The 24,619-nt window shown below is 54.6% G+C and carries 29 protein-coding genes and 2 tRNA genes; 20 read left to right on the top strand and 11 right to left on the bottom strand.

Translation table 11 applies throughout. The features are described from left to right. Position 1: 1 nt before the first annotated feature. From AC2TEM_RS12450 to AC2TEM_RS12460, 3 genes are read left to right on the top strand one after another with little or no spacing between them, the layout of a single operon-like run. Positions 2–1,513, top strand: a complete 1,512-nt coding sequence (locus AC2TEM_RS12450; RefSeq protein ID WP_170391820.1) for a tripartite tricarboxylate transporter permease — start codon at positions 2–4, stop codon at positions 1,511–1,513. After that, positions 1,503–2,690 (top strand): CoA transferase, encoded by a 1,188-nt coding sequence (locus AC2TEM_RS12455; RefSeq protein WP_170420957.1) that lies wholly within the window; start codon positions 1,503–1,505, stop codon positions 2,688–2,690. Before AC2TEM_RS12450 ends, AC2TEM_RS12455 begins: the two co-directional genes overlap by 11 nt. Then, positions 2,687–3,454 (top strand): citryl-CoA lyase, encoded by a 768-nt coding sequence (locus AC2TEM_RS12460; protein ID WP_170420960.1) that lies wholly within the window; start codon positions 2,687–2,689, stop codon positions 3,452–3,454. Before AC2TEM_RS12455 ends, AC2TEM_RS12460 begins: the two co-directional genes overlap by 4 nt. A gap of 263 nt (positions 3,455–3,717) precedes the next feature. On the opposite strand, the gene AC2TEM_RS12465 is transcribed toward AC2TEM_RS12460, so the two are convergent. Continuing rightward, positions 3,718–3,809: transfer RNA gene (locus tag AC2TEM_RS12465), tRNA-Cys, on the bottom strand. Positions 3,810–3,992: 183 nt separating this feature from the next. Here AC2TEM_RS12465 and AC2TEM_RS12470 point away from each other — a divergent pair. The 4 genes from AC2TEM_RS12470 (at position 3,993) to AC2TEM_RS12485 (ending at position 6,870) form a co-directional block, all read left to right on the top strand. Further along, positions 3,993–4,724, top strand: coding sequence for a helix-turn-helix domain-containing protein (locus AC2TEM_RS12470; protein WP_480856206.1), 732 nt, complete (start codon positions 3,993–3,995; stop codon positions 4,722–4,724). Positions 4,725–4,854: 130 nt separating this feature from the next. Next, positions 4,855–5,178: a plasmid mobilization protein gene (locus AC2TEM_RS12475; RefSeq protein WP_480856207.1), complete on the top strand. Its 324-nt coding sequence runs from the start codon at positions 4,855–4,857 to the stop codon at positions 5,176–5,178. 125 nt (positions 5,179–5,303) lie between these two features. Beyond that, positions 5,304–6,722, top strand: coding sequence for a relaxase family protein (locus AC2TEM_RS12480; RefSeq protein WP_480856208.1), 1,419 nt, complete (start codon positions 5,304–5,306; stop codon positions 6,720–6,722). Further along, positions 6,706–6,870 (top strand): hypothetical protein, encoded by a 165-nt coding sequence (locus AC2TEM_RS12485; protein ID WP_480856209.1) that lies wholly within the window; start codon positions 6,706–6,708, stop codon positions 6,868–6,870. The genes AC2TEM_RS12480 and AC2TEM_RS12485 overlap by 17 nt, the downstream gene beginning before the upstream one ends. A gap of 46 nt (positions 6,871–6,916) precedes the next feature. Here the strand turns inward: AC2TEM_RS12485 and AC2TEM_RS12490 are convergent, their stop codons facing one another. Further along, positions 6,917–7,078, bottom strand: a complete 162-nt coding sequence (locus tag AC2TEM_RS12490) for a hypothetical protein (RefSeq protein WP_480856210.1) — start codon at positions 7,076–7,078, stop codon at positions 6,917–6,919. A 203-nt stretch (positions 7,079–7,281) separates the two neighbouring features. Here AC2TEM_RS12490 and AC2TEM_RS12495 point away from each other — a divergent pair, with 203 nt between their 5' ends. Then, positions 7,282–8,307 carry a TrbL/VirB6 family protein gene (locus AC2TEM_RS12495; RefSeq protein ID WP_480856211.1) on the top strand — a complete coding sequence of 342 codons (1,026 nt, stop codon included), beginning with the start codon at positions 7,282–7,284 and terminating at the stop codon, positions 8,305–8,307. Positions 8,308–8,379: 72 nt separating this feature from the next. Then, entirely contained in the window at positions 8,380–8,610 is a 231-nt protein-coding gene (locus AC2TEM_RS12500) for a hypothetical protein (RefSeq protein WP_480856212.1), read from the top strand. A 125-nt stretch (positions 8,611–8,735) separates the two neighbouring features. On the opposite strand, the gene AC2TEM_RS12505 is transcribed toward AC2TEM_RS12500, so the two are convergent. The 7 genes from AC2TEM_RS12505 to AC2TEM_RS12535 form a co-directional block, all read right to left on the bottom strand. Next, positions 8,736–9,044 carry a hypothetical protein gene (locus tag AC2TEM_RS12505; RefSeq protein WP_480856213.1) on the bottom strand — a complete coding sequence of 103 codons (309 nt, stop codon included), beginning with the start codon at positions 9,042–9,044 and terminating at the stop codon, positions 8,736–8,738. Between the two features lie 374 nt (positions 9,045–9,418). Next, positions 9,419–10,111 (bottom strand): alkylmercury lyase family protein, encoded by a 693-nt coding sequence (locus AC2TEM_RS12510; protein ID WP_480856214.1) that lies wholly within the window; start codon positions 10,109–10,111, stop codon positions 9,419–9,421. Beyond that, complete coding sequence (gene merA, locus AC2TEM_RS12515) at positions 10,111–11,544, bottom strand: mercury(II) reductase (protein WP_480856215.1); 1,434 nt, start codon at positions 11,542–11,544, stop codon at positions 10,111–10,113. The genes AC2TEM_RS12510 and merA overlap by 1 nt, the downstream gene beginning before the upstream one ends. Before the next feature lie 11 nt (positions 11,545–11,555). Next, positions 11,556–11,765: a mercury resistance system transport protein MerF gene (merF, locus tag AC2TEM_RS12520; protein ID WP_480793273.1), complete on the bottom strand. Its 210-nt coding sequence runs from the start codon at positions 11,763–11,765 to the stop codon at positions 11,556–11,558. Beyond that, a complete protein-coding gene (locus AC2TEM_RS12525; RefSeq protein ID WP_480856216.1) occupies positions 11,762–12,016 on the bottom strand; it encodes a hypothetical protein in 255 nt (84 codons plus the stop codon). Before AC2TEM_RS12525 ends, merF begins: the two co-directional genes overlap by 4 nt. 9 nt (positions 12,017–12,025) lie before the next feature. Then, a complete protein-coding gene (locus tag AC2TEM_RS12530; RefSeq protein WP_480856217.1) occupies positions 12,026–12,322 on the bottom strand; it encodes a heavy-metal-associated domain-containing protein in 297 nt (98 codons plus the stop codon). An 11-nt stretch (positions 12,323–12,333) separates the two neighbouring features. After that, positions 12,334–12,738 (bottom strand): mercuric transporter MerT family protein, encoded by a 405-nt coding sequence (locus AC2TEM_RS12535; protein ID WP_480856218.1) that lies wholly within the window; start codon positions 12,736–12,738, stop codon positions 12,334–12,336. Positions 12,739–12,812: 74 nt separating this feature from the next. Here AC2TEM_RS12535 and AC2TEM_RS12540 point away from each other — a divergent pair, with 74 nt between their 5' ends. The 7 genes from AC2TEM_RS12540 (at position 12,813) to qatD (ending at position 20,033) form a co-directional block, all read left to right on the top strand. Next, positions 12,813–13,241 carry a MerR family transcriptional regulator gene (locus AC2TEM_RS12540; RefSeq protein ID WP_480793277.1) on the top strand — a complete coding sequence of 143 codons (429 nt, stop codon included), beginning with the start codon at positions 12,813–12,815 and terminating at the stop codon, positions 13,239–13,241. 193 nt (positions 13,242–13,434) lie between these two features. After that, positions 13,435–14,016 carry a recombinase family protein gene (locus AC2TEM_RS12545; protein WP_480856219.1) on the top strand — a complete coding sequence of 194 codons (582 nt, stop codon included), beginning with the start codon at positions 13,435–13,437 and terminating at the stop codon, positions 14,014–14,016. Between the two features lie 316 nt (positions 14,017–14,332). Continuing rightward, positions 14,333–15,007, top strand: coding sequence for a restriction endonuclease (locus tag AC2TEM_RS12550; RefSeq protein ID WP_480856220.1), 675 nt, complete (start codon positions 14,333–14,335; stop codon positions 15,005–15,007). Positions 15,008–15,144: 137 nt separating this feature from the next. Further along, complete coding sequence (qatA, locus tag AC2TEM_RS12555; protein WP_480856222.1) at positions 15,145–17,073, top strand: Qat anti-phage system ATPase QatA; 1,929 nt, start codon at positions 15,145–15,147, stop codon at positions 17,071–17,073. Continuing rightward, positions 17,073–17,945, top strand: a complete 873-nt coding sequence (gene qatB / locus AC2TEM_RS12560; RefSeq protein WP_480856223.1) for a Qat anti-phage system associated protein QatB — start codon at positions 17,073–17,075, stop codon at positions 17,943–17,945. Before qatA ends, qatB begins: the two co-directional genes overlap by 1 nt. Next, complete coding sequence (gene qatC, locus AC2TEM_RS12565) at positions 17,942–19,282, top strand: Qat anti-phage system QueC-like protein QatC (RefSeq protein WP_480856224.1); 1,341 nt, start codon at positions 17,942–17,944, stop codon at positions 19,280–19,282. Before qatB ends, qatC begins: the two co-directional genes overlap by 4 nt. Beyond that, positions 19,275–20,033 (top strand): Qat anti-phage system TatD family nuclease QatD, encoded by a 759-nt coding sequence (qatD, locus tag AC2TEM_RS12570; RefSeq protein WP_480856225.1) that lies wholly within the window; start codon positions 19,275–19,277, stop codon positions 20,031–20,033. Before qatC ends, qatD begins: the two co-directional genes overlap by 8 nt. Here qatD and AC2TEM_RS12575 read toward each other — a convergent pair whose 3' ends face one another. Then, a complete protein-coding gene (locus tag AC2TEM_RS12575) occupies positions 20,034–20,513 on the bottom strand; it encodes a helix-turn-helix domain-containing protein (protein ID WP_480856226.1) in 480 nt (159 codons plus the stop codon). Between the two features lie 284 nt (positions 20,514–20,797). Between AC2TEM_RS12575 and AC2TEM_RS12580 the strand changes: the two genes are divergently transcribed. Both AC2TEM_RS12580 and AC2TEM_RS12585 read left to right on the top strand, forming a co-directional pair. Next, entirely contained in the window at positions 20,798–20,989 is a 192-nt protein-coding gene (locus AC2TEM_RS12580) for a hypothetical protein (protein WP_480856227.1), read from the top strand. Continuing rightward, positions 20,986–22,014 carry a site-specific integrase gene (locus AC2TEM_RS12585; RefSeq protein WP_480856228.1) on the top strand — a complete coding sequence of 343 codons (1,029 nt, stop codon included), beginning with the start codon at positions 20,986–20,988 and terminating at the stop codon, positions 22,012–22,014. The genes AC2TEM_RS12580 and AC2TEM_RS12585 overlap by 4 nt, the downstream gene beginning before the upstream one ends. 68 nt (positions 22,015–22,082) lie before the next feature. Here the strand turns inward: AC2TEM_RS12585 and AC2TEM_RS12590 are convergent. Continuing rightward, positions 22,083–22,156 (bottom strand) — tRNA-Cys (locus tag AC2TEM_RS12590). A 225-nt stretch (positions 22,157–22,381) separates the two neighbouring features. On the opposite strand from AC2TEM_RS12590, the gene AC2TEM_RS12595 reads away from it, so the two are divergent. Together AC2TEM_RS12595 and AC2TEM_RS12600 are read left to right on the top strand one after the other, a co-directional pair. Continuing rightward, a complete protein-coding gene (locus tag AC2TEM_RS12595; RefSeq protein ID WP_170401191.1) occupies positions 22,382–23,035 on the top strand; it encodes a protein-L-isoaspartate O-methyltransferase family protein in 654 nt (217 codons plus the stop codon). 95 nt (positions 23,036–23,130) lie between these two features. Then, positions 23,131–24,549 (top strand): TolC family outer membrane protein, encoded by a 1,419-nt coding sequence (locus tag AC2TEM_RS12600; protein WP_170391809.1) that lies wholly within the window; start codon positions 23,131–23,133, stop codon positions 24,547–24,549. The last annotated feature ends 70 nt before the right edge of the window (positions 24,550–24,619 follow it).

Raw genomic sequence — 24,619 nt, forward strand, 5'->3', positions numbered from 1 at the left:
CATGCTTGAAGGATTGTTGATCGGCCTACAAACGGCATTCTCCATCCAAAACTTGTTGATGGTCATAGCGGGCTGTCTGATTGGTACATTCATCGGCATGCTGCCCGGTCTTGGGCCGATGTCGATTATCGCCATCATGATTCCGGTCGCCATTTCGATGGGCGATCCGTCCGCCGCATTGATCCTGCTTGCCGGTGTCTATTACGGCGCAATCTTTGGTGGCTCGACATCTTCCATTCTTCTGAACGCGCCGGGGGTCGCGGGAACCGTGGCCTCAAGCTTCGACGGCTATCCGATGGCTCGCCAGGGCAAAGCCGGGAAGGCGCTCACAGTTGCCGCTATCGCCAGTTTCGCCGGGGGTACGATAGGCGCGCTACTGCTGATGGTCTTTGCGCCTGCATTATCCTCGGTCGCACTGCTGTTCCACTCGGCTGAGTACTTTGCCTTGATGGTAGTGGGTCTATCCGCCATCGCCGCCTTTGCGGGAACCGGGCAGGTGGCCAAGGCAATTGTCATGACCATTCTCGGGCTGATCATGGCCACTGTCGGCGAGGGCGCGCTGTTCAACTTGCCGCGTTTCACGATGGGGATCATGGATCTGCAGTCCGGCTTTGGTTTCATCACGCTTGCAATGGCGATGTTTGCCCTGCCCGAAGCGCTGTTTTTGGTTCTCAAACCCAAGGACCTGCAAGGCGACGAAGGCGAAATCAAGGACCTGCGCATCACAGGATCCGAGGCAAAGGCCATCGCTCCGGTGGTTGGTCGCCAATCTGTGCAGGGTTTCTTTATCGGTGTGCTTCCGGGGGCAGGGGCAACGATTGCCAGTTTCCTTGGCTATGCGGTTGAACGCAATATTGCCCCGAAAGAAGAGCAGGAGGAGTTCGGCAAAGGCTCGATCAAAGGTCTGGCAGCACCCGAGACAGCTAACAATGCTGCCTGTACCGGTTCCTTTGTTCCGTTGCTGACGCTCGGCATTCCAGGTTCCGGAACTACGGCCATTTTGTTGGGCGCCCTGATCGCGCTGAATGTGACACCGGGTCCGCGCCTGATGATCGACGAGCCACAGGTATTCTGGGCTGTCATCATGTCGATGTTCATTGGCAATCTGGTGCTGCTGATCCTGAACCTGCCGTTGATCCCCTATATCGCCAAGGTGCTTGCAGTACCGCGCAACTATCTGATCCCGTTCATTTTGTTCTTCACCCTCATGGGGGCCTATATCGGGCAGAACAATGCCACGGAACTGCTGATATTGGTGGGCTTTGGCGTCTGCGCCACGGCACTGAAATTTGCCGATTACCCTCTGGCACCACTGCTGATCGGTTTCATCCTTGGTGGCATGATGGAGGATAACTTCGCCCGTTCCATGCAGCTGTATGACGGCATCGCCTTTATCTGGGAACGTCCGATGACGCTGGGCCTGTTGGTGATTGCCCTCCTTCTGGTGCTGTTGCCCAGTTACCGCGCACGTCGCGCCAAGGCGCGAGCGGCAGGCGTGGCCGATGGCGACTGAGCCACTTTCAGGCATTCGGGTTCTTGACCTGACTAATGTCCTGGCCGGGCCGTATTGTTGCTACCAACTGGCCCTGATGGGGGCCGAAGTGATCAAAGTCGAACGGCCCGGCAGCGGAGATCTGGCCCGTGTGCTGGGGGCGGATCCTGATCGGAACAAGGCTGGCATGGGCATAAGCTTTCTGGCGCAGAATGCGGACAAGAAATCCGTGACTCTGGATATGAAGGCTGATCGGGGAAAGGCTCTGCTCAAGCGTCTGGTCAAGACTGCCGATGTGCTGGTCGAGAACTTCCGGCCCGGCGTGATGGACCGGCTTGGGCTGGGGTATCAGGTTCTGCGCGCCGAGAACCCCAGACTGATTTATTGTGCCATCAGCGGGTTTGGTCAGGATGGACCACGCCGGGATGACCCGGCCTATGACCAGATCGTGCAGGGGATCAGCGGTGTCATGTCAATCACAGGTGCGTCGGATACCGCGCCTTACCGGGTCGGTTATCCTCTGGCAGATACCGTCGGCGGGATGACGGCGGCCTTTGCCATAAGCGCGGCCTTGAATGCCAACCCGCGCGGGGCATTCCTTGATGTCGCAATGAGCGAGGCGGTGGTTTCGACCATGGGGTGGGTGGTGTCCAACTATCTGGTCGGTGGTGTGACTCCTGCGCCGCATGGGAACGAAAACACAACCTCGGCCCCGTCCGGAACTTTTGCCACATCCGACAACCCTATTAATATCGCCGCCAATCGCGACGAACAATGGCATGCGCTCGCCCAACATCTGGGCCGCGCCGACCTTTTGACGCATCCGGACTATCTAACCCGCGAGGATCGCAAGACCAACCGGCATGAATTGCGTCAAGAGCTGGAACGCACGCTTTCTACCCGTCCATCCAGTGATTGGGTCCAAGAGTTGAATGCGTTGGGTGTACCGGCCGGGCCGGTTATGACGGTGCCGCAGGCTTTGTCCGACGATCAACTCTCAGGTCGCGGGCTGATTGGAACTCTGTCGGCGCACGGAGAGAGGTTACGCCTTGCGGGCAGCCCAGTGGTCATTGATGGCGCACGCCGCATGCCACGATCCGCGCCACCGGATCTTGGGGCCGACAACCTCTCGATTTGGGCCGAGCTTGGACTGTCGGACGCAGAGATCAAAACGTTGCGACATGAGAGGGTGATATGAGCGATGTTGCCGATTGGTGGCGCACCGCCATCATCGATATGGAGCCCGGGCGCATTGAACTGCGTGGCCAGCCGATTCAAGACCTGATCGGCAATCTGGGTTTCGCTGAAATGATTTGGTTGATGGTGCGGGGTGACAGACCGACACCTGCGCAGGCTCGATTGTTCGAGGCCGCTTTGGTCGCCGCCGTGGATCACGGCCCGCAAGCCCCCTCGATCGCGGCTGCACGAATGGCGGTGACCTGCGGGCTGTCTCTTAACAACGCGATGGCGAGTGCTGTTAACATGCTGGGTGACATCCATGGTGGTGCCGGCGAGCAGGCGATGGAGCTTTATCACTTTGTAGACGCCCATGCCGAAGGCCCAGAACAGGCATTGGACGACTGGATCGCCGAACGCGGGAAGATACTGCCGGGTTTCGGGCATCGGTTCCATACACCGACGGACCCGCGCGCACCCCGGCTGATGGCCCTGGTTGCTGATGCAGTCGAACAGGACGCCTGCGAAGGTCGGTTCATGAAAGTCGGGCAAGCCGTGGAAACCGACCTGATGCGCCGGAAAGGCAAGCCGGTGCCGATGAATATCGATGGTGTCACGGCAGTGATCTATGCAGAGCTAGGCTTTGCCCCGCCATTGGCACGAGGCTTGTTTTGCCTTTCGCGGTCGGTCGGCATTCTGGCCCATGCCTGGGAGCAGACCCAGCAAGGCGGACGCAACAAAGGCCCTACGCCACCCCACTACCGCTGGACTTATCTAGGCGATTGAAGTTGAGGTATGCCGCCTGTCGTTCCTCATGGCTTCAGGTGCCTTTTATCCAGATTCTGAAACACGGCGACATAGTTTGTCGTCAGCGCCTTCGCTTTGCAGCCAACACCGTCTAGAACTGCGTAGTACAGGAGCCGGAGAATTTTGGTGAAGTGCCGAAATAGCTGGCGCAGGTGGGACTGGCGTAGCGTGTTGTCGTTTTCCAGGAAAATGCGCACAAGGCGGACAACGTACTCGCCCTAAGTCAATGATCTAGAGTGAATTGGAGGCGAGTACCGGAATCGAACCGGTGTACACGGATTTGCAATCCGGTTAAAACGCAATGAAAAACATCGAGTTAGTGTTTCAAATTGCCCCGGGACATATTGCGAACAGACCGCGAATGTTTCAAATGCGGAATTGCACTGCTTAAGTGCAACAAAAGAAAAAGGCTCCGTCACAGCGGCAACTGTGATCGGAGCCCAAATTTTCAAAGCCTCATCGCTTTCAGCAAATCATAGCACGTTACCGTGTGCCACCGCAATCGCGGGAGGCGCACATGCCTAAGCTTAATCGCTTTGAATGGTTGAAGGCTGTTTTGCAGTGTGCAGACCTTAATTCATCAACTAAAGCAGTTGCCTCTGCTCTCTCCGTTCAATTTGCGAATGACAAGACGGGGCAGTTGAACCCTTCGCTAAAGACTCTGAACGAGTTCCTGGCGGGAATGTCGCTCGCTACCATCAAACGCTGCCTGAAGCAGCTTGTCGAGTTCGGCTGGCTGTTCCGTTCGGAAGGGCGCGGGGCCGGTAATCACACAGAATATGACCTTCGCGCTCCTGCAAAGATCATCCCGTTTCGCTCGAAGAAAAAGGATGCATCGGTGAGCCTTTCGGGAGGGCGAAAGGGTTCACCTGTTACAGACAAAAGGCGCATGGGTGATCTTTCCTATATAACGATAGAACAATCTACAGAACAAATCCCCGCGCTTGAACCGGATCTGCCGAATGGAGGGCCATCCGGCTCGGCGCGCGAGTGTGTTTCGCGAGCTGTTTTCGTTTCGCGCCAATCTTTCGGTTGCCGCCAATGGGAGCAGTTCACCGAACGAATGTTTGCAAGATGGATCGATCGGGTTCTTCCGGAAACCGTTGTAAACGGCGAACGCGGCTACTGGCTTCCTAGCAGGTTCCCTCCGACCAACAAAGATGATTGGCCAATGTGGCGAAACTGGCTCATCACCGAACGCTGGACCTTGTTAACATCATCAAAGCATGAGCTTCACCATGCAGTTTGAGCAAAGAGCAAGGCGACCCAATTCTAGGTCTGCGACCTGCGAACCGGGACCTTGCGAGGGGCGGCGAGCCTCCCCTTCGAACCCCAACCAGACCACGCAGGGCGCGGTCTCCTCAGAGAAGCAAGAAGCGGTGTTCTTTTATTGCTCCTCCGATGAAAAGGCGCTGATCCGACAGGCGGCGGTGGATCTCGGGCTGTCGATGTCTGCCATGCTTCGACAGCTTGCCACCGGTGCGACTCCGAAGCGGCGCAAACCCGCGCCCCATGTCGATCCAGCGCTTATTCTGGCTGTGTCCCGCTACGGCGGGAACCTCAACCAGATTTCGCGTTGGCTTAATACCGTAACCCGCGCGGGCTCAGCCAGAGAGGTCGATGCTCTGCGTGTGGCAGCGGCCTTGGTAGGCATCGAGCGGCGGTTGGCGGAAATTGTAGCTCAGCACAGGAGACCGTCCTGATGCTGATCAAATTTTTCCCCAACGGCAAAGGCAGCGGCGTGGGTCCTGTCCAGTATCTGACAGCCCGCACGGTGCTTGCCTATGACGACAACCGCGACCTGATCCGCGATGCCTCGGGGCGGCCCATGTCCGTGACCCGTGAGCCCTTGCCGGAAATCGTGCGCGGCGATCCCCAGGGCATGATCGACCTAATCGATGCCTGCCCGCACAAATGGTCCTACCGCGCCGGCGTTGTAAGCTTCGCTCGCGAAGATGCCCCGACCGAAGAACAGCAGCAGGAGGTGATCGATCGTTTCGAGGAGATCGCTTTCGCCAGCCTTGATGTCGATCGTTACGCCTGCCTTTGGGTGCGACACACTCACGAAGATCGTGTTGAGCTGCATTTCTGCACACCGCGTATGGAGCTGCACAGCGGGCGCAGTTTAAACATCGCTCCACCCGGCTATGAGCGTGCCTTCGACAGTCTGCGCGACCTGATGAATAAGACCTATGGCTGGGCCGATCCCATGGATTTGGAGCGAGCGGCCGAGGTCAAGTCGGTGGCGGAGGCCCCGGACCGCGCCGCCGGGCGCGACGGGCTACATGCCTGGATTAGTGATCAGATTTCTATGGGCCTGATCGATGATCGAGCTGAGATGATTGCTGTTCTGAAAGATGCGGGCTTCGAGGTGCCCCGTGCGGGAAAAAACTATCTGACCGTCAAAGACCCCGATACCGAAGAGCGGTTTCGGCTGAAAGGAGTGATTTTTCATGAAGACTGGCGTGCCGAAACAACGTCTGAGCGAGAAACTGAACGAGGATATAGAGCGGATCAGAACAGAGAACGCCGCCTTGATAGATTCTCAATTGATGAGCTTCAGGAGCGATTTGAAAGCCACTGCCGAAGGCGCGCTGGCTATAATCAAGACCGATACAGAAGGGTATCTTCTGCGGGTGAGGAAACACCTGCTGAGGCAGAGCGCGAACAAAGCACACTCGGAAGCGAGAGCGATGATCTGGCCGGTGTTGGTGGCCTGTTGTCTGATGATCAGCTCGTCGACGGCCACTTGGTCGGTGTTGACTTGGTTGACGCCATCGATGGCGTCAATGGGTGTCAGGAAAATCGAACGACCAGAAGCGACCTATTTGATCCCAACAAGCAACAATGCGGTGCTGACCAGATGTACGCTCGCAGGTCAGGCAGTGAGCTGCCTGAAAATCAGCGAGGACTGAGCAATGGATGGTCTGACACCGTTAGAACGCGAATTGCTGAGCTACGTCGAGCGGTTGACGAAAACCTCCGAGGCATCAGTGAGGGAATTGGTCAATTCGAGGAAAGGCCTCGAGGAAGAAGTGGATTGTTTGCGCAACTCAGTGATCGCGTTGCTCAGATCACAGATCTCATTGGTCGAAGCCTTAAACGGCTGGATGCAGGATGCCTCAGGCACGGAGCAGAACTCGCCGAAGCTGAAAGACAGCATGGAGCACGTAAAGAGAGCTCAGAAGCAACTCACGACACTTTAAGCCACCAAAATGAGGAGGAACTTCATGGCCTTCGTCACTGATCTGCTGGGAACAGGGAACAAGCAACATGTTGCAAGGAACAAAGAACACGGCACCTTCAACAGGCAACAGGCAACAGGCAACAGGCAACAGGCAACAGGCAACAGGCAACAGGCAACAGGCAACAAGCAACAGGCAACAGAGGAGTAACTTTATGATATTGAGATTATTTCTGACTTGCTTCGTTTGTGCGGCATCAATCGCATTTGCCGATGCCCCACAGCCCCAGTTCAAGAATGAGGGCCTTAAAGTTGATCGCTTCGGATGTCAGATCTTGCAGCGTCCAGAACATCTGACGTTTATCACATTCCGAGATGCCTGGCGTTCGATTGCCGCTGACAAACTCTATGATATCCATCGCTATGGCGCGTCGTTGAAGGATCAGAGCTGCGATTGCGCGACTTTGCGGCCGGATTGGTCTGTCATAGAGGGTGATTACCAATCATTGGGGTTTTCAGAAGGAAAATCAAGCGCTTATGATGATTGGGTGGATACCGAATATTTTCCGGTAATCTCAGATCTTCGCGAAGCCGTGCAACATCTTTGCGGGGAGATTGAGTGATGGGGGTTGTCAGTTTCATTGTAGATGCAGCCGACCAAGGTCTCGAAACCGTAGCGGCCTCTCAGTTTGCTGCTGTAGCAGGCGGCCTTGGAACAGTGATCCTTGTCGTCGCCACGTTCGCCATGATTACGTTGTTCATCAACGTAGCCTTGCAGATCAAGCCGATGGTCGCCAGCGAGGTCTATCCCCTTCTGTTCAAAATTGCATTGATCAATGCTTTTGCCTTCAATTGGGTGAATTTCAACTATGTCAGTGGCCTAATCTTTGATGGGCTTGATAACGTCGCTGGAATGCTGATCGGGTCGATAACTGGCGATAATGGCTCAGGTGCTGGGTATTTCGCCGATCGTTTCGATCAGATGATTGATGATCTTGCCGACTATGCCAATGAAATCGGGTCGAACCTAAATTGGATGACAGGAGCAGTTTTGAGCGTGGTTCTTACTGTGCTGCTTTCAGTTCTTGGCGGTGCGGCGGCGCTCGTGCTGGTGCTAGCCAAAATGATGGTAACGATGTTGATCGGCATCGCACCAGCAATGATCATGATGTCGATGTTCAGGATAACCCAGGACTACTTCCAGCGTTGGCTCTCGGCTCTTGTAAGTTGGTCGTTCTACCCCGTGGTGATCGCTGGTGTTTTTTCAGTGATTTTCGGCCTTATGCGGGTGATGCAGAGCGCCCTGGGTGGCGCTGGAGATACACCCAATATCGGTGCTGCCATTCCCTTTCTTGCACTTATTTCGCTATCGCTGGCGATGATTTGGTTTATCCCGACTATTGTGCGAACTCTTTCGGGTGACATCAACGCCGGTATCGTGGGGTCGTTTGCGGGAGGAATAGGGCAACGTATGACACGGCCGCCACAAACTGGCATTCGGTCAAAACCAGATGTCATCCACCGAAACATGGAGCGAGGAACTTTATCTGCTAGTGATGCGACCACTCGCAAATCAGATCCGCAAAGTAGTGGCACAGGCGCTAAACTGCTAAGAATGAAAGAACGGGCCGATCGACTCACCCGTTAGTCCTTTTGAGTCAGATCGATCCAGTGTTGCTTGCCGTCTTGGACCTCCCGCAACAAAGAGGTATGTATTCATTTGGCAGTATTTACAGGACGAGGCCATTTGTTTTCCGTGGTGCGAGCAGATGAGGAATTGGGAATGGGAAAAATTGGTCAAAGCCTCATCCGAGGTGCACATGAAGCCTTGGCGATAGCGAAGAGTGGAAACAAGCCTGTTGTCATCTGGTCGGTTGAAAGAGAGCAATCAACCTTCGAGCCAAAGACTGACATTTTACCTAATTCTTCGTCTCAAGTGGAAGAAAAATAGCAAGCGCAACTAGGCCATCAGCGGCAGCTGCGCCTAATGTGTGAGGGAATAAATACCTGCACATTCATCTTCCTTCATACATCCTCGGGGGAGCGCCGTCAGGTGCGGGGGCAGACAGCCCCCTCTTATTTTTGTTCGTCGGATGTGTTGTGTGTTGATGATTGACTAAAGTGTTCTTCGGACACCAGAACAAATTCCCGTTTTTCAGAATCGATGAAGAAGATGGGTTCTTTTTTGGCAACCGACAGCACATCATCTGTCTGTCTCATAATAAAACCCGTTGAAATTGGCTGTTCCCGTGTAGACGGATTGTAGCCAACTTTCAGAGCAATTATCTGACTAACCAGAGTTTCCGCATCTGTTACTTCCGCCTTGGCAACTTGATTTATGCGCTCGTGAAGCTCATCCGAAAGATCGATTGTAAGGTCTGGCATAGCAGGGTCATATCGGTTGCTAACAAAGTAATCTCAGTCGAGCATGCATTGGCAAACTATTCAACCTAGTGCTTTATTTTGAGGTTGGTGATTTGGTCCATGTTCCTGGACAAATTTCAAACGGCCCTGACGGTCTTATTCTTACAAAGCTAGGGTAAGTGACTACCAACGACTGCTTCGTCCGCCTTGCCGCGATCCGAACGCTTTGCAGCTAAAGTCTTGAACGAGCCCAGACCTGCCAAAATCTGCTACGTAGCGAATGTCGGCTTCGCGTAGTTTGCTAACATATCAGACATCATCTCCGGCCTGTCGAAATAGGTAGAATTGCGGCTCATGGCAAACCGACTAACAGCAAAATCTGGCCAAGTTACCATTCACAAAAACGGTTTGAAAATGGCAGCCCCGACTTGAATTGCCTGTCTCGGTGAAAGTCGAAATCCTGCTGCGCTCTCGGGTTTCCATTCCTCAAGATGATCCATAGAGCAAAAAGCCAGCATGGACCGACACTGCGTCTCGGCAGCACATCCGTCTGTTTCTGCAACACCCGCCCAAACAACCACGCGCGAAGGGGTGATCTCGTAGGCCGATAGTCCGTCTTTGGTCACGTGGATTTGCAGATTCTCGCCACAGATTGGGCAGCTTGACCGGACGGTAGCAGCTTTTCCAAGCATTGCCGCAGTTCCGAGCGCGTCAATTGCACAAACGGTCCAATTTCTTACTGCATCTGCTTCTACAGTGTGCCGCGTCTCGCTCGCCGAAAATGGATAGGCAGAATTGATTGCGCCCCGCCGAAACACTATCAGGTCGCGACGATCCAGCTCCTCCAACACTTCCTTGACCTGGAACTCTGGTATTCCCAACACTGACAGGTCTTGGGGCGTTGGTGGTCGAGCGCGCTGGACAAAGCTTTCAAGAATTATCCCGTGAACAGAACGTGTTTCTTCCGAAAGGCCGAACCACCGTTCACGCATCCGATCTACTGTCAAAAGGCATCGCAGCGCATTATCCGCGACTGGATCAGTCACGTCTGACCAGTCCAGATAGGGGCTGCGATCAAAAGGAGCCATTATCCGGCGCAGCAGGACAGCTTTGCTACATCCTTTTCGAACGTCTGCGCTGCCAACTTAAGCCCCTCGACAGTTGTGAGGTAGGGAAAGATCATGTCTCCCAGATCATCGTAAGTCATTCCCATTTTCAGGGCCATTGCCGCGGTCTGGATCGTATCCGCTCCTTCAGGTGCGATGATGTGAGCACCCAGCAGTTTTTTGGTCTGCTTATCTGCCACCAGCTTGATAACGCCACGGGTGTCGCGCGCCGCAAGTGCGCGCGGGACGTGCTCAAGTCCCAATACGGAAGTGATGACTTCGTAGCCTTGGGCAACGGCTTGCGCCTCGGTCGCCCCAACGCTGGCAACTTGAGGGTCAGAGAAAACAACAGACGGCATGACGCCGTTGTCATAGCTCAACGAGTTGCCGTTCATAGCATTCTTTGCGGCTAACTTTGCCCCATAGGCCGCCATGTAGACAAACTGGTCAATTCCGGTCACATCGCCCGCCGCGTATACGCCTTCACGGGAACTGGTCATCGCAGGGTCCACTACAATCCCACCTCTTGCATCCGTTGCGATCCCGACAACATCGAGCGCCAGCGATCCGGTGTTTGGCACACGACCCGTCGCCAGCATCAATTTTTCTGCATCAACTGTCACTGGCTGGCCGTTTCGGATGGCATGCAACCGTACTCCGTTGTCGGCGGTTTCAAAGCGGTCATAGGACAGACCATCGAGAACCGTAATGGCTTCGCCAACAAAGGCTTCCGTGAGCGCCGCGCTGATTTCGGGTTCAGCTTCGGGCAACAGCCCGCGACGCGTCACAATTGTCACATTGGCTCCGGCCCGTGCAAAGACCTGTGCAATCTCGACACCAATGTAGCCGCCGCCCATAACCATCAAAGACGCGGGCCTTTCATCGAGTTGCAAAGCGGACGTGCTGTCCAGCCATTCAATTTCAGCCAGACCAGAAATCTCAGGCACATGCTGGGATGATCCGGTTGCAACAATAACCTTTGCGGGTTTCAGGTTGCGCTCACCAACCTGAACAGAACCGTCTTCCTGAAAGACAGCCTGGCCTTCGATATACGTCACGGCCTCATAGTTAGGCAGCACATCTACGTATTTTGCAGCCCGCAGATCATCCACCAACGCCTGTTTCTGAGCGATTAGCGCTTTCCAGTCGGTGATCTGTCCAGATGCTTCAACACCATCAAAGCGACTGGCTGCTTTTGCACTGTGCAGTGTTTCGACGGCACGGATCATTGCTTTGGATGGCACACAGCCGACATTTACGCATGTGCCTCCAATCGTGCCGTACCCAATCAGCGCGACACGCGCGCCTTCATCCGCTGCCGTGATCGCAGCGGAAAAACCGGCAGACCCTGCGCCGATGACAACGAGGTCAAATTCGGCAGTTTCAGAATTTTCAGGGGAGCAACAGTCAGACATAATACTGCCTTTCAGGAGTTCGTATTTCGGGCGCGACGGATCAGCGCGTAGATTGTAATCAGGATGAACACCGCAAGCGCAGGCATCAGCACGTAGTCAAGATAGCCGACGACTGCGGAGAGACCGACGACACCGAGTAGCCCAACGAGCAAAGGTGTGAAGCAGCAGAGTGCCGCGATGATCGTACCGATAATACCCGTTTTGAGAAGTCTATTGCTCACGTGGTTTCCTCAGTTTTTCGATCTTCAGTGTCGCTGACCCTGCGGCTTCGAAGGACCGTTCGAATGGCAAGGATGAACACGCCCGTTCCAACGGCGATCAACAGGGCAGTGAGTACATCAAGGCCGTTTGCTGCGCCTATGGCACCGCTCAACATGGAGGCAAGTAGAGCCGCGTGTCCGCCGCAACAGATGACGACAACAGGAGCCGCAATCAAGAATGCGAGGATGCCACCTGTTGAACCGTCCTTCATAGGAAGCGCTCAAGAACCGGACGAAGCGGTGACGAGATCGGCCTTATATCCGGCAGCGGCAGATGCGCGCGCAATATCCTCAGCGCTCGCAACAGCATCGTCAAAGACAACTTCTGCCGTCAGCGCCTCAGAATCTGCCGTCACTTGGGTGACGCCTTCGACGCTGCCCATCGCAGATTCAACAATAAAAGGACAACTCGGGCAGTGCATACCAGGCACCGAGAATGTCACGGTTTGCTCTGCCGCAAAGGCAGGTGCGGTGGCTACCAAACTGATCAGAGCCAAGACGGGGGTGTAGAGTTTCATGGATGTTCCTTTCAAAGACCAAGAAGAATGGGGGCGACGACCGGCGCTATCCAGTTCCAGAACAACGCAATCAAGATCAGACCTGTCGATACCCAGAGCGCGGACTTTACCAGCCGATTAGGAAGTGGTCGCGCGCAGACCTCGCCCTCGGCGCAGGCCTTGGGTTTGCGGTAAACCATCCAGAAGCCGTAACCGAGGAAACCAAGTGTAACGACTACGAAGACAGGCTTGTAAGGCTCAAGGGCGGTCAAATTGCCGATCCACGCCCCGGAAATACCGAGGCTGAAAAGGATCAATGGCACAACGCAACAGGTTGATGCGGCAAGTGCACCAAGGATACCCCCAGCCGCAATCATACGCGTTTTTCGGGTTTCGGGATCGACCTGTTTCTGGTCGACTTCAATTACGTCAGTCATTCACGGACTCGCTTTTCAAGTTTCGAGATGCAAGATACGATCTGTAGCAACTACAGAAACAAGGGGTTTTTTCGATGTCTGAGTTCACGAACGCGAGAGGCTACCCAATCGGGGCAATGTCGAAGCACACAGGAGTAAACATCGAGACTATCCGCTACTACGAGCGAATTGAGATCATGCCAAAGCCGGACAGAACGGCGGGCGGCAATCGTCAATACAACCACGATCAACTCAAGCGCCTATCCTTCATCAAGCGTTCTCGGGAGATTGGATTTAGCATCGAAGAAATCCGCGCATTGCTGGAAATGGTGGATCGGCGTGACTTCACCTGCGGCGAGGTTCACAGCATGACGATAAACCACTTAGCCTCGGTCAAAGAGAAAATCCTGGCCCTGCGCCGGTTGGAAGATGCGCTGAAAAAGATGGCGTCAGAGTGCAGCCGCGGCGATGTACCAGACTGCCCGATTTTGGACACCTTGTTTCAAGAGCCCTCAACTTCTTGAAATTGCCAAAGCAGACTTTGACCAGATGGCGGCTTTGTCCGCATCTTTCGAGTTCGTGTTCAGCACAGCAAACGGCTAACATTGTTCGGGGTGAGGCGAAAAGGACCCTTTTTGCGGCACTTTTCCTGTTTCTGCTAAGTCATTGATTCCAATTGTACTGGACCGCCGCAAAAACCTCGTGCAAAACGATTCTATGAAAATCGGTTATGCACGGGTCTCCACGGAAGAACAGAGCCTTGATCTACAGATCGAGGCGCTGACCGAGGCCGGGTGCGACCGTATCATCACCGACAAAGCGCAAAGCGGCGCGAAAGTGGCAGAATCTCGCGCGGGTTTTTCAGAGGTGATGGAACTATTGGGCGAGGGCGATCTTCTGGTGGTCTGGAAGCTAGACAGGGTAGGGCGGTCCATCGCCGACCTGATCCACCTTCTGAAACTTTTCGGGGATATTGGTATCGAATTCCGCAGCCTGACAGACGGAATCGACACGACGACCGCAGGTGGAAGGCTTGTGTTTCATATCATGGGCGCATTGGCTGAGTTTGAGCGTGATTTGATCCAAGAGCGGACCAAGGCAGGTCTTCGAGCTGCGAGAAAGCGCGGCAAACGGTTGGGCCGACCACCCGCCCTGACCGCCGCACAAATCTTTCACGCGAAAACCGCTATCGAAGCGAAACGTGAGACCGTTTCCGGGATGGCAGAACTCCTCGGTGTGAACCGCAGCACTTTGCAGAGGGCACTGTCCCGAGAGTTGATGGGAGGGAAAGGCAACTAGTGAAAGTCAGATTGCGAAGGATTACAGGAGCGTTCAGCGAGAACATGTTAGCTGCTTCTTTATTATGCCATTGGATTCGCTCATGAATTTCGTCGAGGAACAATGCGTGGAAGATCTCGCAGACCTACTCTACAACTTCTTGCCCGGGAGCGGAAACTCCCGGACAGCATTCCCATTGGCGGCCGCACAAGTCCAATGCGAAGACCACTGGACCGGTGGGAGCAAGCGCCCGGCGATTGTCCTAATGTTGTCCTCAATCCTCAGTCAACGGCGTCACAAGTTTAGCCCATTGATGCTTGCGATCGTCCGACAATCGATGACTTGGCGCAGAGGCAAAGGAGAGCCTCTAACCCGGGCGGAGATAGATGGATTGAACGTGCTGCTATTGCGTTTGTCGTTAAAAGTGCCAGAGTTGAACGATCCCGCGTTTCTTGAAACACTGCCCGGAGACCAGTCTGAGCCGGAGACGAAGGCGGCGTCGAAGGTCACTAAGCTTTCGGACGAATTGGCGCAGGCGCTATCGGCTCGCTTGATTGGCCTATTTGAACACCCGCCTCAGCGGCGTGGCTATGAATATGAGCGCTTTCTCAATGAGCTTTTCGAGGCTTATGGTCTGACACCACGGGCACCTTTCAAGCTGACAGGCGAACAGATAGATGGAAGCTTCAAGCTGCATGGGGAGACTTACCTCGTCGAAGCCAAATGGCAGGCAGGCCTCACGGGACAATCCGATCTGCTAACCTTTTCGGGAAAGGTCTCGGGCAAGGCAACGTGGACGCGCGGGCTCTTCATCAGTAATTCGGGTTTTTCCGAGGATGGCCTGAAGGCATTCGGGACTGGTCGGCGCACAAATATTATCTGCGCCGATGGGCTCGATCTGCATCAGGTCGTTCATAACCGACTCTCATTAATCGACGTGCTTGACGAAAAGCTACGCCGTGCCGCCGAAACCAATCTGGCGTTCGTCCCAGTTCGAGATTTGCTGAGATGATATATGAACGAGTAGCTACGACCGATGATCATGAAAACTTGCAGGGATACGACTAACGCACCAGTCAGTGACATGTGGGCCAACGGCACGAAAGCTACAATTTTTTAAACTACGACATAACACGGAAATGAAATTTTATGATTATTCCAGATAACGAGACCGCCGTTGACATGATCTATTCAGAAGCTGTCTCCGCGACAGTTGCGAAGGTGATCAGAGACTCGGGGGCCGAGCCTCTCACGGTCGGCGTCCACGGGGATTGGGGTGCAGGAAAGTCGAGCGTTTTGCTAATGCTGGAGGATGCGTTCTCCGACGACGATCGCACATCAGTCATCCGGTTCAACGGATGGCTATTTCAGGGCCTCGAAGATGCGAAGACCGTCGTAATCGAAACGATCGTTGAGCAATTGCTGCGGGACCGGGCGCTCACCACCAAGCTGAAGGACGCATCCAAAAAATTGCTGAAGCGCGTCGATTTTATGAAGGTCGCGTCCAAGGCGGGCGGTCTCGCGCTGACCGGGTTCACCGGTATCCCGTCCCCTGACATGCTCAGCGGAATCATGGAACAGGGGAAAAAACTCCTGGCCGACGGCGGAGATCTGACTGTTGGCGATGTGTCAGGGTACATCAGGAATGTCACAGATTGTCTCAACGACCCTGATGCCGAAACCTTGCCCGCCCAAATCCATGCCTTCAGGTCAGAATTTGAGGATCTGCTCGCGGCCGCGGATATAGATCGCCTGGTCGTCGTCGTTGATGATCTGGACCGATGCCTTCCCGCGACCGCAATCGAGACGCTTGAGGCGATACGCCTCTTTCTATTTGTGCCAGGGGCGGCCTTTGTCATTGCAGCCGACGAGGGGATGATCGAATACGCCGTTAGGTCCCATTTCCCTGATTTACCACTCTCGTCTGGCCCGTCGACTTACGCCCGGAATTACCTTGAAAAACTCATCCAGGTACCGTTCCGCCTGCCTCCACTTGGATACGTCGAAACCAAGATTTATCTGACCCTCCTCGTGGCCGGAAGCTCACTCGACTCCGGTTCGGTTCAGTTCGTTTCATTACTCGAAATTGGGCGTGAGGCGTTGAGACGCCCTTGGGACGGGAACGGGCTGAGTCGTGGTATGATCGAAGAGCGTCTCGGTTCGGTCTCGGCAGAACTGGAAAACGCGCTCATTCTCGCCGATCAACTCGCGTTGCCACTGGCCGAAGGCGCTCAAGGCAATCCGAGGCAGATCAAGAGATTTCTAAACGCGCTCAACCTTCGTCTCGCGATAGCAGACGCACGTGGGATTGGAGACGAAGTTAACTCCGCAGTCCTCGCCAAACTGATGCTCGCAGAGCGCTTTAAAGCCGATTTCTTTGAGCGCCTCGAAGCCGAGGCCGCCGTCAGCGGCTCCTCAAAAACCGTCGCTACACTCGAACAAGCGTTGCGAAACGACGACTCGGAGCCCGAGAAAACCGAAAAACTGACCACTGGCAAGGGCCGGGCTCAATCGGAGAAAACCCCGGAAGATGACCTTCTTACGAGTGAATGGGTGAGACGATGGGCTCTGGTCTCTCCAGCCCTCGCAGATGAGGATTTGCGCCCGTATTTATTCGTTTCCCGAGATCGTAAGGCGCTATTCACCGCAGGTTCCAACCTCGCGCTGAAAGAGGATTGGATCGAGAAGCTCTGCGGTAGCACCTTGGGTGCGCGCGCTGCTGCTGTGGAAATTGCGAAGCTCACGCCTGGAGAGATTGAGCAAATATTTGATGTTGTGGCTGCTAGGATCCGGGCGGCAACGGACCTTAAGAGGCGACCTAATGGCATCGAAGGCCTTGCTGAGCTTTGCAAAATATCCGCCAGTCTCCAAACCCCGACTGTTCGCCTTCTCGCTGACCTTCCAAGCGGTCAGTTGGGGCCTTGGGCAGCCACGGGTTGGGACAAGGTCTTCACTGGGGCGGAGGCCAAGCGCGAGTTCGCCAAACTCAAGGAGGGCTGGGCCAAACTTGATGAGAACAAACCTCTCCAGCTCGCTGCGGGTGGCGGACGAAGTACCCGAGGGAAGGGGGTAGGATAATGGGAACGTCGAGTTCATACGGTGGACCAACGTCCGGTCTCGTTCCGGATTGGGTCGACGGCGTAGACCCGGGAATGGGTGATGGTGAAGATGGGTCTGATCAGGATGCAACTAACGGCTCTGAATTCGAAAACCCAACGCCGGATGAGGGCGAAGATAGCGGAGTAGCGCAGACACCGCCCGCCGTAGCACCTAGCGGTGGAACATTCACCTATCCTCGTGGCCAGTTCACCCGATTCACGAACGGAGGCGGGAGCAAGTCGCTCGGACGGGCGTTAAAGGGTTACGTCAGCGCCGCAGGGGGTGGTGCCGGGGCTGCACGGCGAATGCCGAACTCTACTCGGGTGGCATCCGGTATAGCTGGGCTCGCAAGTGCGGTCGCGAATGAAGGCGCCGAGGCGGCGCTCGCCCAATTTGATCTTCAAGGCCTTGCGGGCCGTCCCGCCGCAGAGGTCCTAGAAGCCGTAGCGGAGGTCATCTGTCCCGACGGCGGGACAATCGATGAATCAATTGCCCGTGACGCGATGCTCGAAGCTATCGCGGAGGTCGCAGAAGATGATCCCGGTGCGTTTGATGAGCTTACAGCAGATCAACTCGATGAATTCCTATGTGACGTGATCACCCGCAGTGTGGTGACCAAGGTCCTAAACGAGATTGGGACGAACGCGTTGCACGGATCCGCATCCGACGCTGATTTTCGGGAGGCAGAGCGGATAACGCGAGATTTTACGCAAGGGCGGGTCAGGGACGCGCTTGGTAGCAGGCTCGATGTTGGATCGCGTCCAACACAATCCGAAATCGACAGAAGCATTTCCGAGGTCTATGCCGATACCTTCGACATGCTCGGGGCAGTTCTGGAGACTATGCAATGAGACGGAGCATTTTTGTACGATTGGGGCGCGGCGACGAGGAACCAGCTGAGGACACGGCAGATATCACCATCGATATGATCGACAGTTTCGGTGATCTCGACAGGGGGTTGGGCCAGTTGCTGGACCGGCTCTTCAAGTTAGGTGCGAGACCATGCGAGTCTGCTGTCGATCTTATGATCGTAGCGACTGCGGTGTATGCGGCCGACACTGGCGTCTCGCGAGACCGGTACGCTGATGACGGCTGGACGCGCATGATTGATCTCAGCGTTCCCGTGGCGGAACCGGAGCTCTGGCGACTCCAGCACGACCATCTGTCCCGGATGTTGCAATTCTTGACCGGCGATCATTGGAGTTTCACGTTTCGCCATCGACCGGATGACTTCCAATCCTTCACGAAGCAGCCCGAAGAGATGGATCTTACTGACTTCACAGAAGTTAGCTTGTTCTCGGGCGGATTGGACAGTCTCATCGGAGCGATTGATCTACTCGCCTCAGGACGGCGACCGCTCCTAGTCAGCCATTACTGGGATGGAGAGGCATCCAGCGCACAACGACAGCTGCTCGAGGTATTAAAGGAACGGCACGACGGCGCGTTCGAATCTGTCCGAGCCTATATCGGTTTCCGGAAGTCGGACTTTGCTGAAGCCGGAAGTGACAACAACCAGAGGGCGCGCTCTTTCCTTTTCTACAGCCTCGCTGTGGTAGCGGCCGATGCCGTCGCCTCAACGAACAACGTGCTTATCCCCGAGAATGGTTTAATCGCGCTCAACGTGCCAATGGATGCCCATCGGCTCGGGTCACTTAGCACACGGACAGCCCATCCGCATTTCATCGGGTCGATGTCCAAACTGGTCAAGGCTCTGGGCATCGACGTAACGCTCGAAAACCCTTATCGTTTCAAGACGAAGGGAGAGATGGCCAGGGAGTGTTTTGATCGCGATCTGCTTACCAAACTCGCACCTGCTTCAATGTCGTGTTCCCACCCCGCGCAGGTCCGTTTCGAGAGCGCGCCGCCCCAGCACTGCGGACGCTGTGTCCCGTGCCTGATCCGCCGAGCATCACTTGCCGCCGGGCTCGATGAAGCGGATACCACGAAATACTTTCTTGATGACTTGAAGAGTGGCGTTTTGGACTCGAAATCGGCGGACGGGAAGAACATCAGGTCCTTCATGTTTGCGGCGGAGAACCTGAGACAAAATCCGGCCCGGGCAAGGTTCCTCGTGCAAAAACCGGGTCCCCTAGATCGCGATGATTTAGCTGCCTATGTAGATGTATATCGTCGAGGCATGAATGAAGTATCAGAGATCCTTAAGGGCGTGAGAGCAAAACATGTCTGATTTAGATTGGTCCGGTCCGGTCGACTTTCATTGCCATCTCGATCTCTGTAAGAACATGCGGGCGGAATATGCGAGGTGTGAGGCCACGCGGTGCCTGACACTCGCGGTCACGACGACACCTAAAGCGTTTACTCGAAACGACGACATGGCGCGCAATGGCCGCTTCGTGCGGGCGGCCCTTGGATTGCACCCGCAGCTTGTCGCCGAGAGAGCTTCGGAACTTTCCCTTTTTGAAGAGCTCGCGCCCTCGACCAAGTACATAGGTGAGGTTGGCCTGGATGCCGGTCGCCGGTTCTATACATCCTTCGAACGTCAAAAGCTCGTCTTCGAACGCGTTATGGAACTCTCCGCGAGGCTCGGCGACAAAGTAATCAGCATTCACAGTGTTCGAACCGCCAAACAGGTGCTCGACGTCGTGGAGCGGACGGGTGCGTATCGCACATGTGTTCCAGTACTGCATTGGTTTAACGCTTCGGGTTCGGAGATCAGGCGGGCATTAGAATTGGGATGCTACTTTTCTGTCAACGAACAGATGTTGCAGGTTCCAAGAGGGCGAAACTTGCTTGAGATTGCCCCAATTGAACGAGTCCTTACGGAAACGGATGCCCCGTTCCAGACTAACGAGATGGGAGGTAAATCTCCGGGTGACGTGCGTGGGGCTATCCGATTGATTTCAAAGGCATATAGCCGGGATCACTTAGCGACCGAAGCCCGGATCAGACGAACCGCGGAAGAACTGTTGAGCGAGTGATTAGCTCGGCCTAGAGGCAAGCCTGATTAGTCTTTTCATCTCGTCTTCACTGAGACTTCTTAGCTTAGTTTCTTGCTCTACCGTAATCGCAACTATGTCGGGTAATTTACTCAGATCAGGGTTGATTTTCGAACCTGATGCAAGATTAATGATTTCTTCGAGAGCCGTTCGTGAGGCCGTTACCGGGTCTAAATAATATGGTCCACCATGACCGGTTATTAGCCAATGGCTATTAAGACCAAACTTCGCGACTAACCTTGAGACGACGGAAATTGGCACCTCTCGAATTCCGAGCTCATAGTTTTGATAGCTGCGCGGAGACAAATCCAATTCCTTTGCAAATTCAGACTGAAGGAGCCCCAACATGTCTCTGAACTGGGCTAGGCGCGCTCCAATTTCTTTACGAAGGCTTGTAATGTCGTTATTTGTGCGTATCATAAACCTATATGTGCCATAATGGTGCAATACTGGCGACATCATGCGTTAGTTGGTCTGATCTGGCAACAGCTAGGAATATGAAAGATGAGTAAGGAATCCGATATAGTTGATAAAGAGCCCCTAAAGAGCCTCCCTGCTGCGTTGTCGCGCGGTCGAACCGTTGAGGCTTGGTGCGATGCCCTTCGGCAAACTCACGGCGTGCGGGTTGCAGTCCGGACGATGAAGAAGCGAGCTCGCGAACGAGGTCATTTCATGATGTGCGGTAAGCAAATGTTGCTTCTCCCAGAGCATGTCGATGCTCTCCTCGAGGATTAAGGGGTTTAAAGATGGCGAATTCGCGTCCTTACACTGCCGCCAAGCAAACGATCTCTGCATTGCTCAGAGAAGCTCGTGAGGCGGGCTGGTCTCGGGCGCGGTTTGAAATCAAACCAGACGGAAGCGTTACAATTGATGCGGGTATGGCTGATGCAGAGCCTCTAGATGATTTTCTCGACACCGAACTGAGAATGGGCAAGTGACCAGAAAAAATTTGCCGACATATGTTTATGAAGATCGAGGTTACCTGCGCTTCATCCGCCGACCTCGTGGTCAATCAGTAATGATGAAAGAGGAATTTGGATCTCCTGAATTCTGGGATCACTACAACCGACTGATCAAGGGAAAGAAACCCGCCCCAACACAGCGCACATTTGAAGCTCTGATCCTTAGCTATTTTGAAAGCGAAGCGTTTAAGAAACTCAAACCGCGGACGCAATCAGACTACAGAAAACATATTGAGCATATCCGGAAGATCTGGGGGAGAAAGGACCCGGCGAAGGTCGAACCTCACCATATCTACAAGCTTCATCAGGCAAACGCAGATCGTTGGCGTCAGGCCAACTACTTAGTTCAAGTCCTGGTCGTCTTGATGAAACATGCACGCTTAATTGGCTTTCTTGGGAATGAGCACGGAAATCCCGCAAAAGGTATCCCGCTTTTCAAGCAGCAAAGCGACGGCTGGGAACCTTGGCCCAAAGAAGTACGCGATGAGTTTGAGGCAATTGCACCTCCGCGAGCGCGGTTAGTCTATGAGCTTTGTTTGGGCCTCGGCCAGCGCATAGGCGACATTCTGGAGATAAAGTGGGAGCACATCGAGAATGGCTTCTATGACTTCAAACAGGGAAAAACTGACAAGCCAATGTGGATCCCACTCACGGACCGCTTGAAGGATTTCTTGGAGATGGTTGAGAGATGCGGCGAGAATGTTGTCTGCGACGCAAAAGGCCGCTCCGTGAGGTATCGTACCATCGCACAAGAAATGCGTGACGTAAAAGCCCGAATGAAGCATTCCGATGCTTCAACCTATGTAACGCACGGACTAAGAAAAAACGCGACAATCGAACTATACCTAGCTGGTAGCGACGACGAGATGGTTAAGGCAGTCACCGGCCATTCTGGGGTAGAGATGCTTAAAAAATATGGAGGGATGGTGCGTCAGCGTGAACTGGCTACGCGCGCGCAGAATGCCAGAAATCGGATGGAACAGAGCAAGATCGAAACATGAAAGTTTCAACGCGTGTTTCAAAAATGGAGCAGAAGGAGAGCGAAAGCTATGCAACCCACTGAATTTGTTGGAGGCGAGTACCGGAATCGAACCGGTGTACACGGATTTGCAATCCGCTGCGTCACCACTCCGCCAACTCGCCTTTTTAAGCAATATCAATAACTTGCCGTGGTGTGAGGGGCGTTCTATCAGCTTTCAGGTTGAACGTCCATAGCCTTGAGGGCGATTATTTCTGTCTTGTTTGGAAATTTGACAATACCCCAATGGTACGTTTTTGCCGCGCCCGGAAATGCAATCTGGCCCGTTGCTGCAGGCAGGCGGATGTGGCAAAAGCCAGATAACAGTCTGATAAGGAATGAGCGATCACATGACAGATTTCGCAGCCCGGCGCCTTACGATGGTTGATACTCAGGTCAGGCCCTCGGATGTGACCAAGTTCCCTATCATTGATGCGATGCTGAGCGTTGCGCGCGAAAATTTCGTGCCGGATGCGCAACGTGAGGCAGCCTATGTTGGTGATCTGGTCGAGTTGGGTGATGGACGTTGTCTGCTTGAGCCCAGGACGCTGGCTAAGATGTTGGACGCAGTCAACATTTCCAATGATGAAGTGGTGCTGGATATCGCGCCGGGGCTGGGTTACTCAACCGCAATTGCCGCACGAATGGCAGAGTTGGTTGTGGCCGTGGAATCCGACCCGGCATTGGCGGCTGAAGCTCAGACGCTTCTGATGGAAGCTGATGTAGACAACGCCATTGTTCATGAAGGACCGCTTGAACAAGGCGCGGTTGAGCATGGACCCTACGATGTGATCATGATTCAGGGTGGGGTCGAGCAGCTTTCAGACACTTTGCTGGATCAACTCAAGGATGGGGGCCGGATCATTTGCCTGTTCATGGAGGGTGATCTTGGCACGGTTCGTATGGGTCTCAAGTCCTCAGGCCGTGTCTCGTGGCGATTTGCATTCAATGCTAGCGCACCGATTTTGCCCGCATTTTGCGCTGAGTGTGCATTTTCGCTATAGTTGGCAATAGAAGTATTTTGATGCCTTGATTACTTGAAAACACCGGCGCAAACTGCGCTGGTGGTTGCGTAATTTCGATTTGAGAGGACTTAGTTATGCGCGGGACGACGACAGGAAAGCTGGTCAAAGGCCTGACTTTGGCTGCTGGTGTTGCATTAAGTGTGATGCCCGGAAGGTCGGTTTGGGCAGATAATCTGACCGATGCATTCATCGGCGCGTATAACACCAGCGGCCTGCTTGAGCAGAACCGTGCCTTGTTACGCGCAGCGGATGAAGATGTCGCCATTGCGCTCTCAGCGCTGCGTCCGATCATCAACTGGACCGTACGGGTGAGCCGGGATTACACGCGCACCAACACGAGCAGCTTGATCACGACGCGCGAGCCTTCGAGCTTTTTTTCCGGTCTCACGCTGAGCCAGTTGATCTATGACGGTGGCGCTTCCATCCTTGGCAAGCAATCGGCGCAGGAAACTGTGCTATCCACCCGTCAGTCTCTTATTGATATTGAACAACAAATCCTGATCAGAGCCGCGAACGCCTATCTGGGTGTTCTGCTGCAGGAAGAGACGGTTGCGATCCGCCAGAACAACGTGGAAGTGTCGGCGGAAGAACTGCGCGCATCACAGGATCGCTTTGAAGTAGGTGAGGTTACACGTACAGACGTTGCCCTGTCCGAGGCACAATTGGCCAGCTCTCAGGCTGATTTGGCGGTCGCACGTGGTAACCTGAGCATTGCTCAGGCTGAATACGTAAACGCCGTTGGCAAGACACCTGGGCGGACGGCTGGTCAGCCAAGGCTGCCCAACCTGCCGCGTTCAGAGGCGGATGCGGTGAATTTGGCTCAGCGGAACCACCCTGCGATTCTTTCCGCACAGCATCAGGTGCGTGCGCTGGACCTGATCGTGCAGCAGCAGCGTGCAAATCTGGGTCCGAATGTCAGCCTGAATGCGGATGCGGGCATTACCGAGAGCTACGACAATGACGATTACATCAACGATGCGACGATCTCACTGAACTTCAATCAGCCGATCTATTCCGGTGGCGGTCTGGCGGCAGCGGTGCGTCGTGCGATGGCAACTCGTGATGCGTCGCGTGCCAACCTTCTGAACGTTCAGAAAGACATCACACAAGGTGTTGCCGATCGCTATGCTGCGTTTCAGGCGGCAACTGCAAGCCTGCGGGCGTCAACGGAACGGGTTCGTGCTTCGCAGGTGGCGTTTGACGGTATTCGTGAAGAAGCAACGTTGGGTGCACGGACGACCTTGGACGTCCTGAATGCCCAGCAGGATTTGCTGGACGCGCAATTGGCCGAGGTAGCATCCCGAACCGAGCGGTCGCGGGCTGCATATGAACTGCTGCAAGCCCAGGGGCTGTTGACAGCAGAGCGTTTGGGTCTTGCAGTGCAGATCTATGATCCGACCCTGTATTACAACCTTGTGAAAAAGGCGCCGTCGCAGGTCAGTAAGCAAAGCCGCGATCTGGATCGAGTGCTCAAGGCATTGCGCCGCGACTAAAGGGCATCGCTACCTGTTGTGGCGCTGGCTCAGATTGGCTACAATCGGGCCTAGGTTAGAGCGGTAGAAA

The sequence above is a fragment of the Ruegeria sp. HKCCD3925 genome, assembly GCF_057221175.1.

Excerpts from the sequence above, each read along its gene's own strand:
- AC2TEM_RS12450 (WP_170391820.1), top strand. The coding sequence starts at position 2 with ATGCTTGAAGGATTGTTGATCGGCCTACAAACGGCATTCTCCATCCAA.
- AC2TEM_RS12455 (WP_170420957.1), top strand. The coding sequence starts at position 1,503 with ATGGCGACTGAGCCACTTTCAGGCATTCGGGTTCTTGACCTGACTAAT.
- AC2TEM_RS12460 (WP_170420960.1), top strand. The coding sequence starts at position 2,687 with ATGAGCGATGTTGCCGATTGGTGGCGCACCGCCATCATCGATATGGAG.
- AC2TEM_RS12470 (WP_480856206.1), top strand. The coding sequence starts at position 3,993 with ATGCCTAAGCTTAATCGCTTTGAATGGTTGAAGGCTGTTTTGCAGTGT.
- AC2TEM_RS12480 (WP_480856208.1), top strand. The coding sequence starts at position 5,304 with ATGTCCGTGACCCGTGAGCCCTTGCCGGAAATCGTGCGCGGCGATCCC.
- AC2TEM_RS12485 (WP_480856209.1), top strand. The coding sequence starts at position 6,706 with ATGGCCTTCGTCACTGATCTGCTGGGAACAGGGAACAAGCAACATGTT.
- AC2TEM_RS12490 (WP_480856210.1), bottom strand. The coding sequence starts at position 7,078 with ATGGATATCATAGAGTTTGTCAGCGGCAATCGAACGCCAGGCATCTCG.
- AC2TEM_RS12495 (WP_480856211.1), top strand. The coding sequence starts at position 7,282 with ATGGGGGTTGTCAGTTTCATTGTAGATGCAGCCGACCAAGGTCTCGAA.
- AC2TEM_RS12505 (WP_480856213.1), bottom strand. The coding sequence starts at position 9,044 with ATGCCAGACCTTACAATCGATCTTTCGGATGAGCTTCACGAGCGCATA.
- AC2TEM_RS12510 (WP_480856214.1), bottom strand. The coding sequence starts at position 10,111 with ATGGCTCCTTTTGATCGCAGCCCCTATCTGGACTGGTCAGACGTGACT.
- merA (WP_480856215.1), bottom strand. The coding sequence starts at position 11,544 with ATGTCTGACTGTTGCTCCCCTGAAAATTCTGAAACTGCCGAATTTGAC.
- AC2TEM_RS12525 (WP_480856216.1), bottom strand. The coding sequence starts at position 12,016 with ATGAAGGACGGTTCAACAGGTGGCATCCTCGCATTCTTGATTGCGGCT.
- AC2TEM_RS12530 (WP_480856217.1), bottom strand. The coding sequence starts at position 12,322 with ATGAAACTCTACACCCCCGTCTTGGCTCTGATCAGTTTGGTAGCCACC.
- AC2TEM_RS12535 (WP_480856218.1), bottom strand. The coding sequence starts at position 12,738 with ATGACTGACGTAATTGAAGTCGACCAGAAACAGGTCGATCCCGAAACC.
- AC2TEM_RS12540 (WP_480793277.1), top strand. The coding sequence starts at position 12,813 with ATGTCTGAGTTCACGAACGCGAGAGGCTACCCAATCGGGGCAATGTCG.
- AC2TEM_RS12545 (WP_480856219.1), top strand. The coding sequence starts at position 13,435 with ATGAAAATCGGTTATGCACGGGTCTCCACGGAAGAACAGAGCCTTGAT.
- AC2TEM_RS12550 (WP_480856220.1), top strand. The coding sequence starts at position 14,333 with ATGACTTGGCGCAGAGGCAAAGGAGAGCCTCTAACCCGGGCGGAGATA.
- qatA (WP_480856222.1), top strand. The coding sequence starts at position 15,145 with ATGATTATTCCAGATAACGAGACCGCCGTTGACATGATCTATTCAGAA.
- qatB (WP_480856223.1), top strand. The coding sequence starts at position 17,073 with ATGGGAACGTCGAGTTCATACGGTGGACCAACGTCCGGTCTCGTTCCG.
- qatC (WP_480856224.1), top strand. The coding sequence starts at position 17,942 with ATGAGACGGAGCATTTTTGTACGATTGGGGCGCGGCGACGAGGAACCA.
- qatD (WP_480856225.1), top strand. The coding sequence starts at position 19,275 with ATGTCTGATTTAGATTGGTCCGGTCCGGTCGACTTTCATTGCCATCTC.
- AC2TEM_RS12575 (WP_480856226.1), bottom strand. The coding sequence starts at position 20,513 with ATGATGTCGCCAGTATTGCACCATTATGGCACATATAGGTTTATGATA.
- AC2TEM_RS12580 (WP_480856227.1), top strand. The coding sequence starts at position 20,798 with ATGGCGAATTCGCGTCCTTACACTGCCGCCAAGCAAACGATCTCTGCA.
- AC2TEM_RS12595 (WP_170401191.1), top strand. The coding sequence starts at position 22,382 with ATGACAGATTTCGCAGCCCGGCGCCTTACGATGGTTGATACTCAGGTC.
- AC2TEM_RS12600 (WP_170391809.1), top strand. The coding sequence starts at position 23,131 with ATGCGCGGGACGACGACAGGAAAGCTGGTCAAAGGCCTGACTTTGGCT.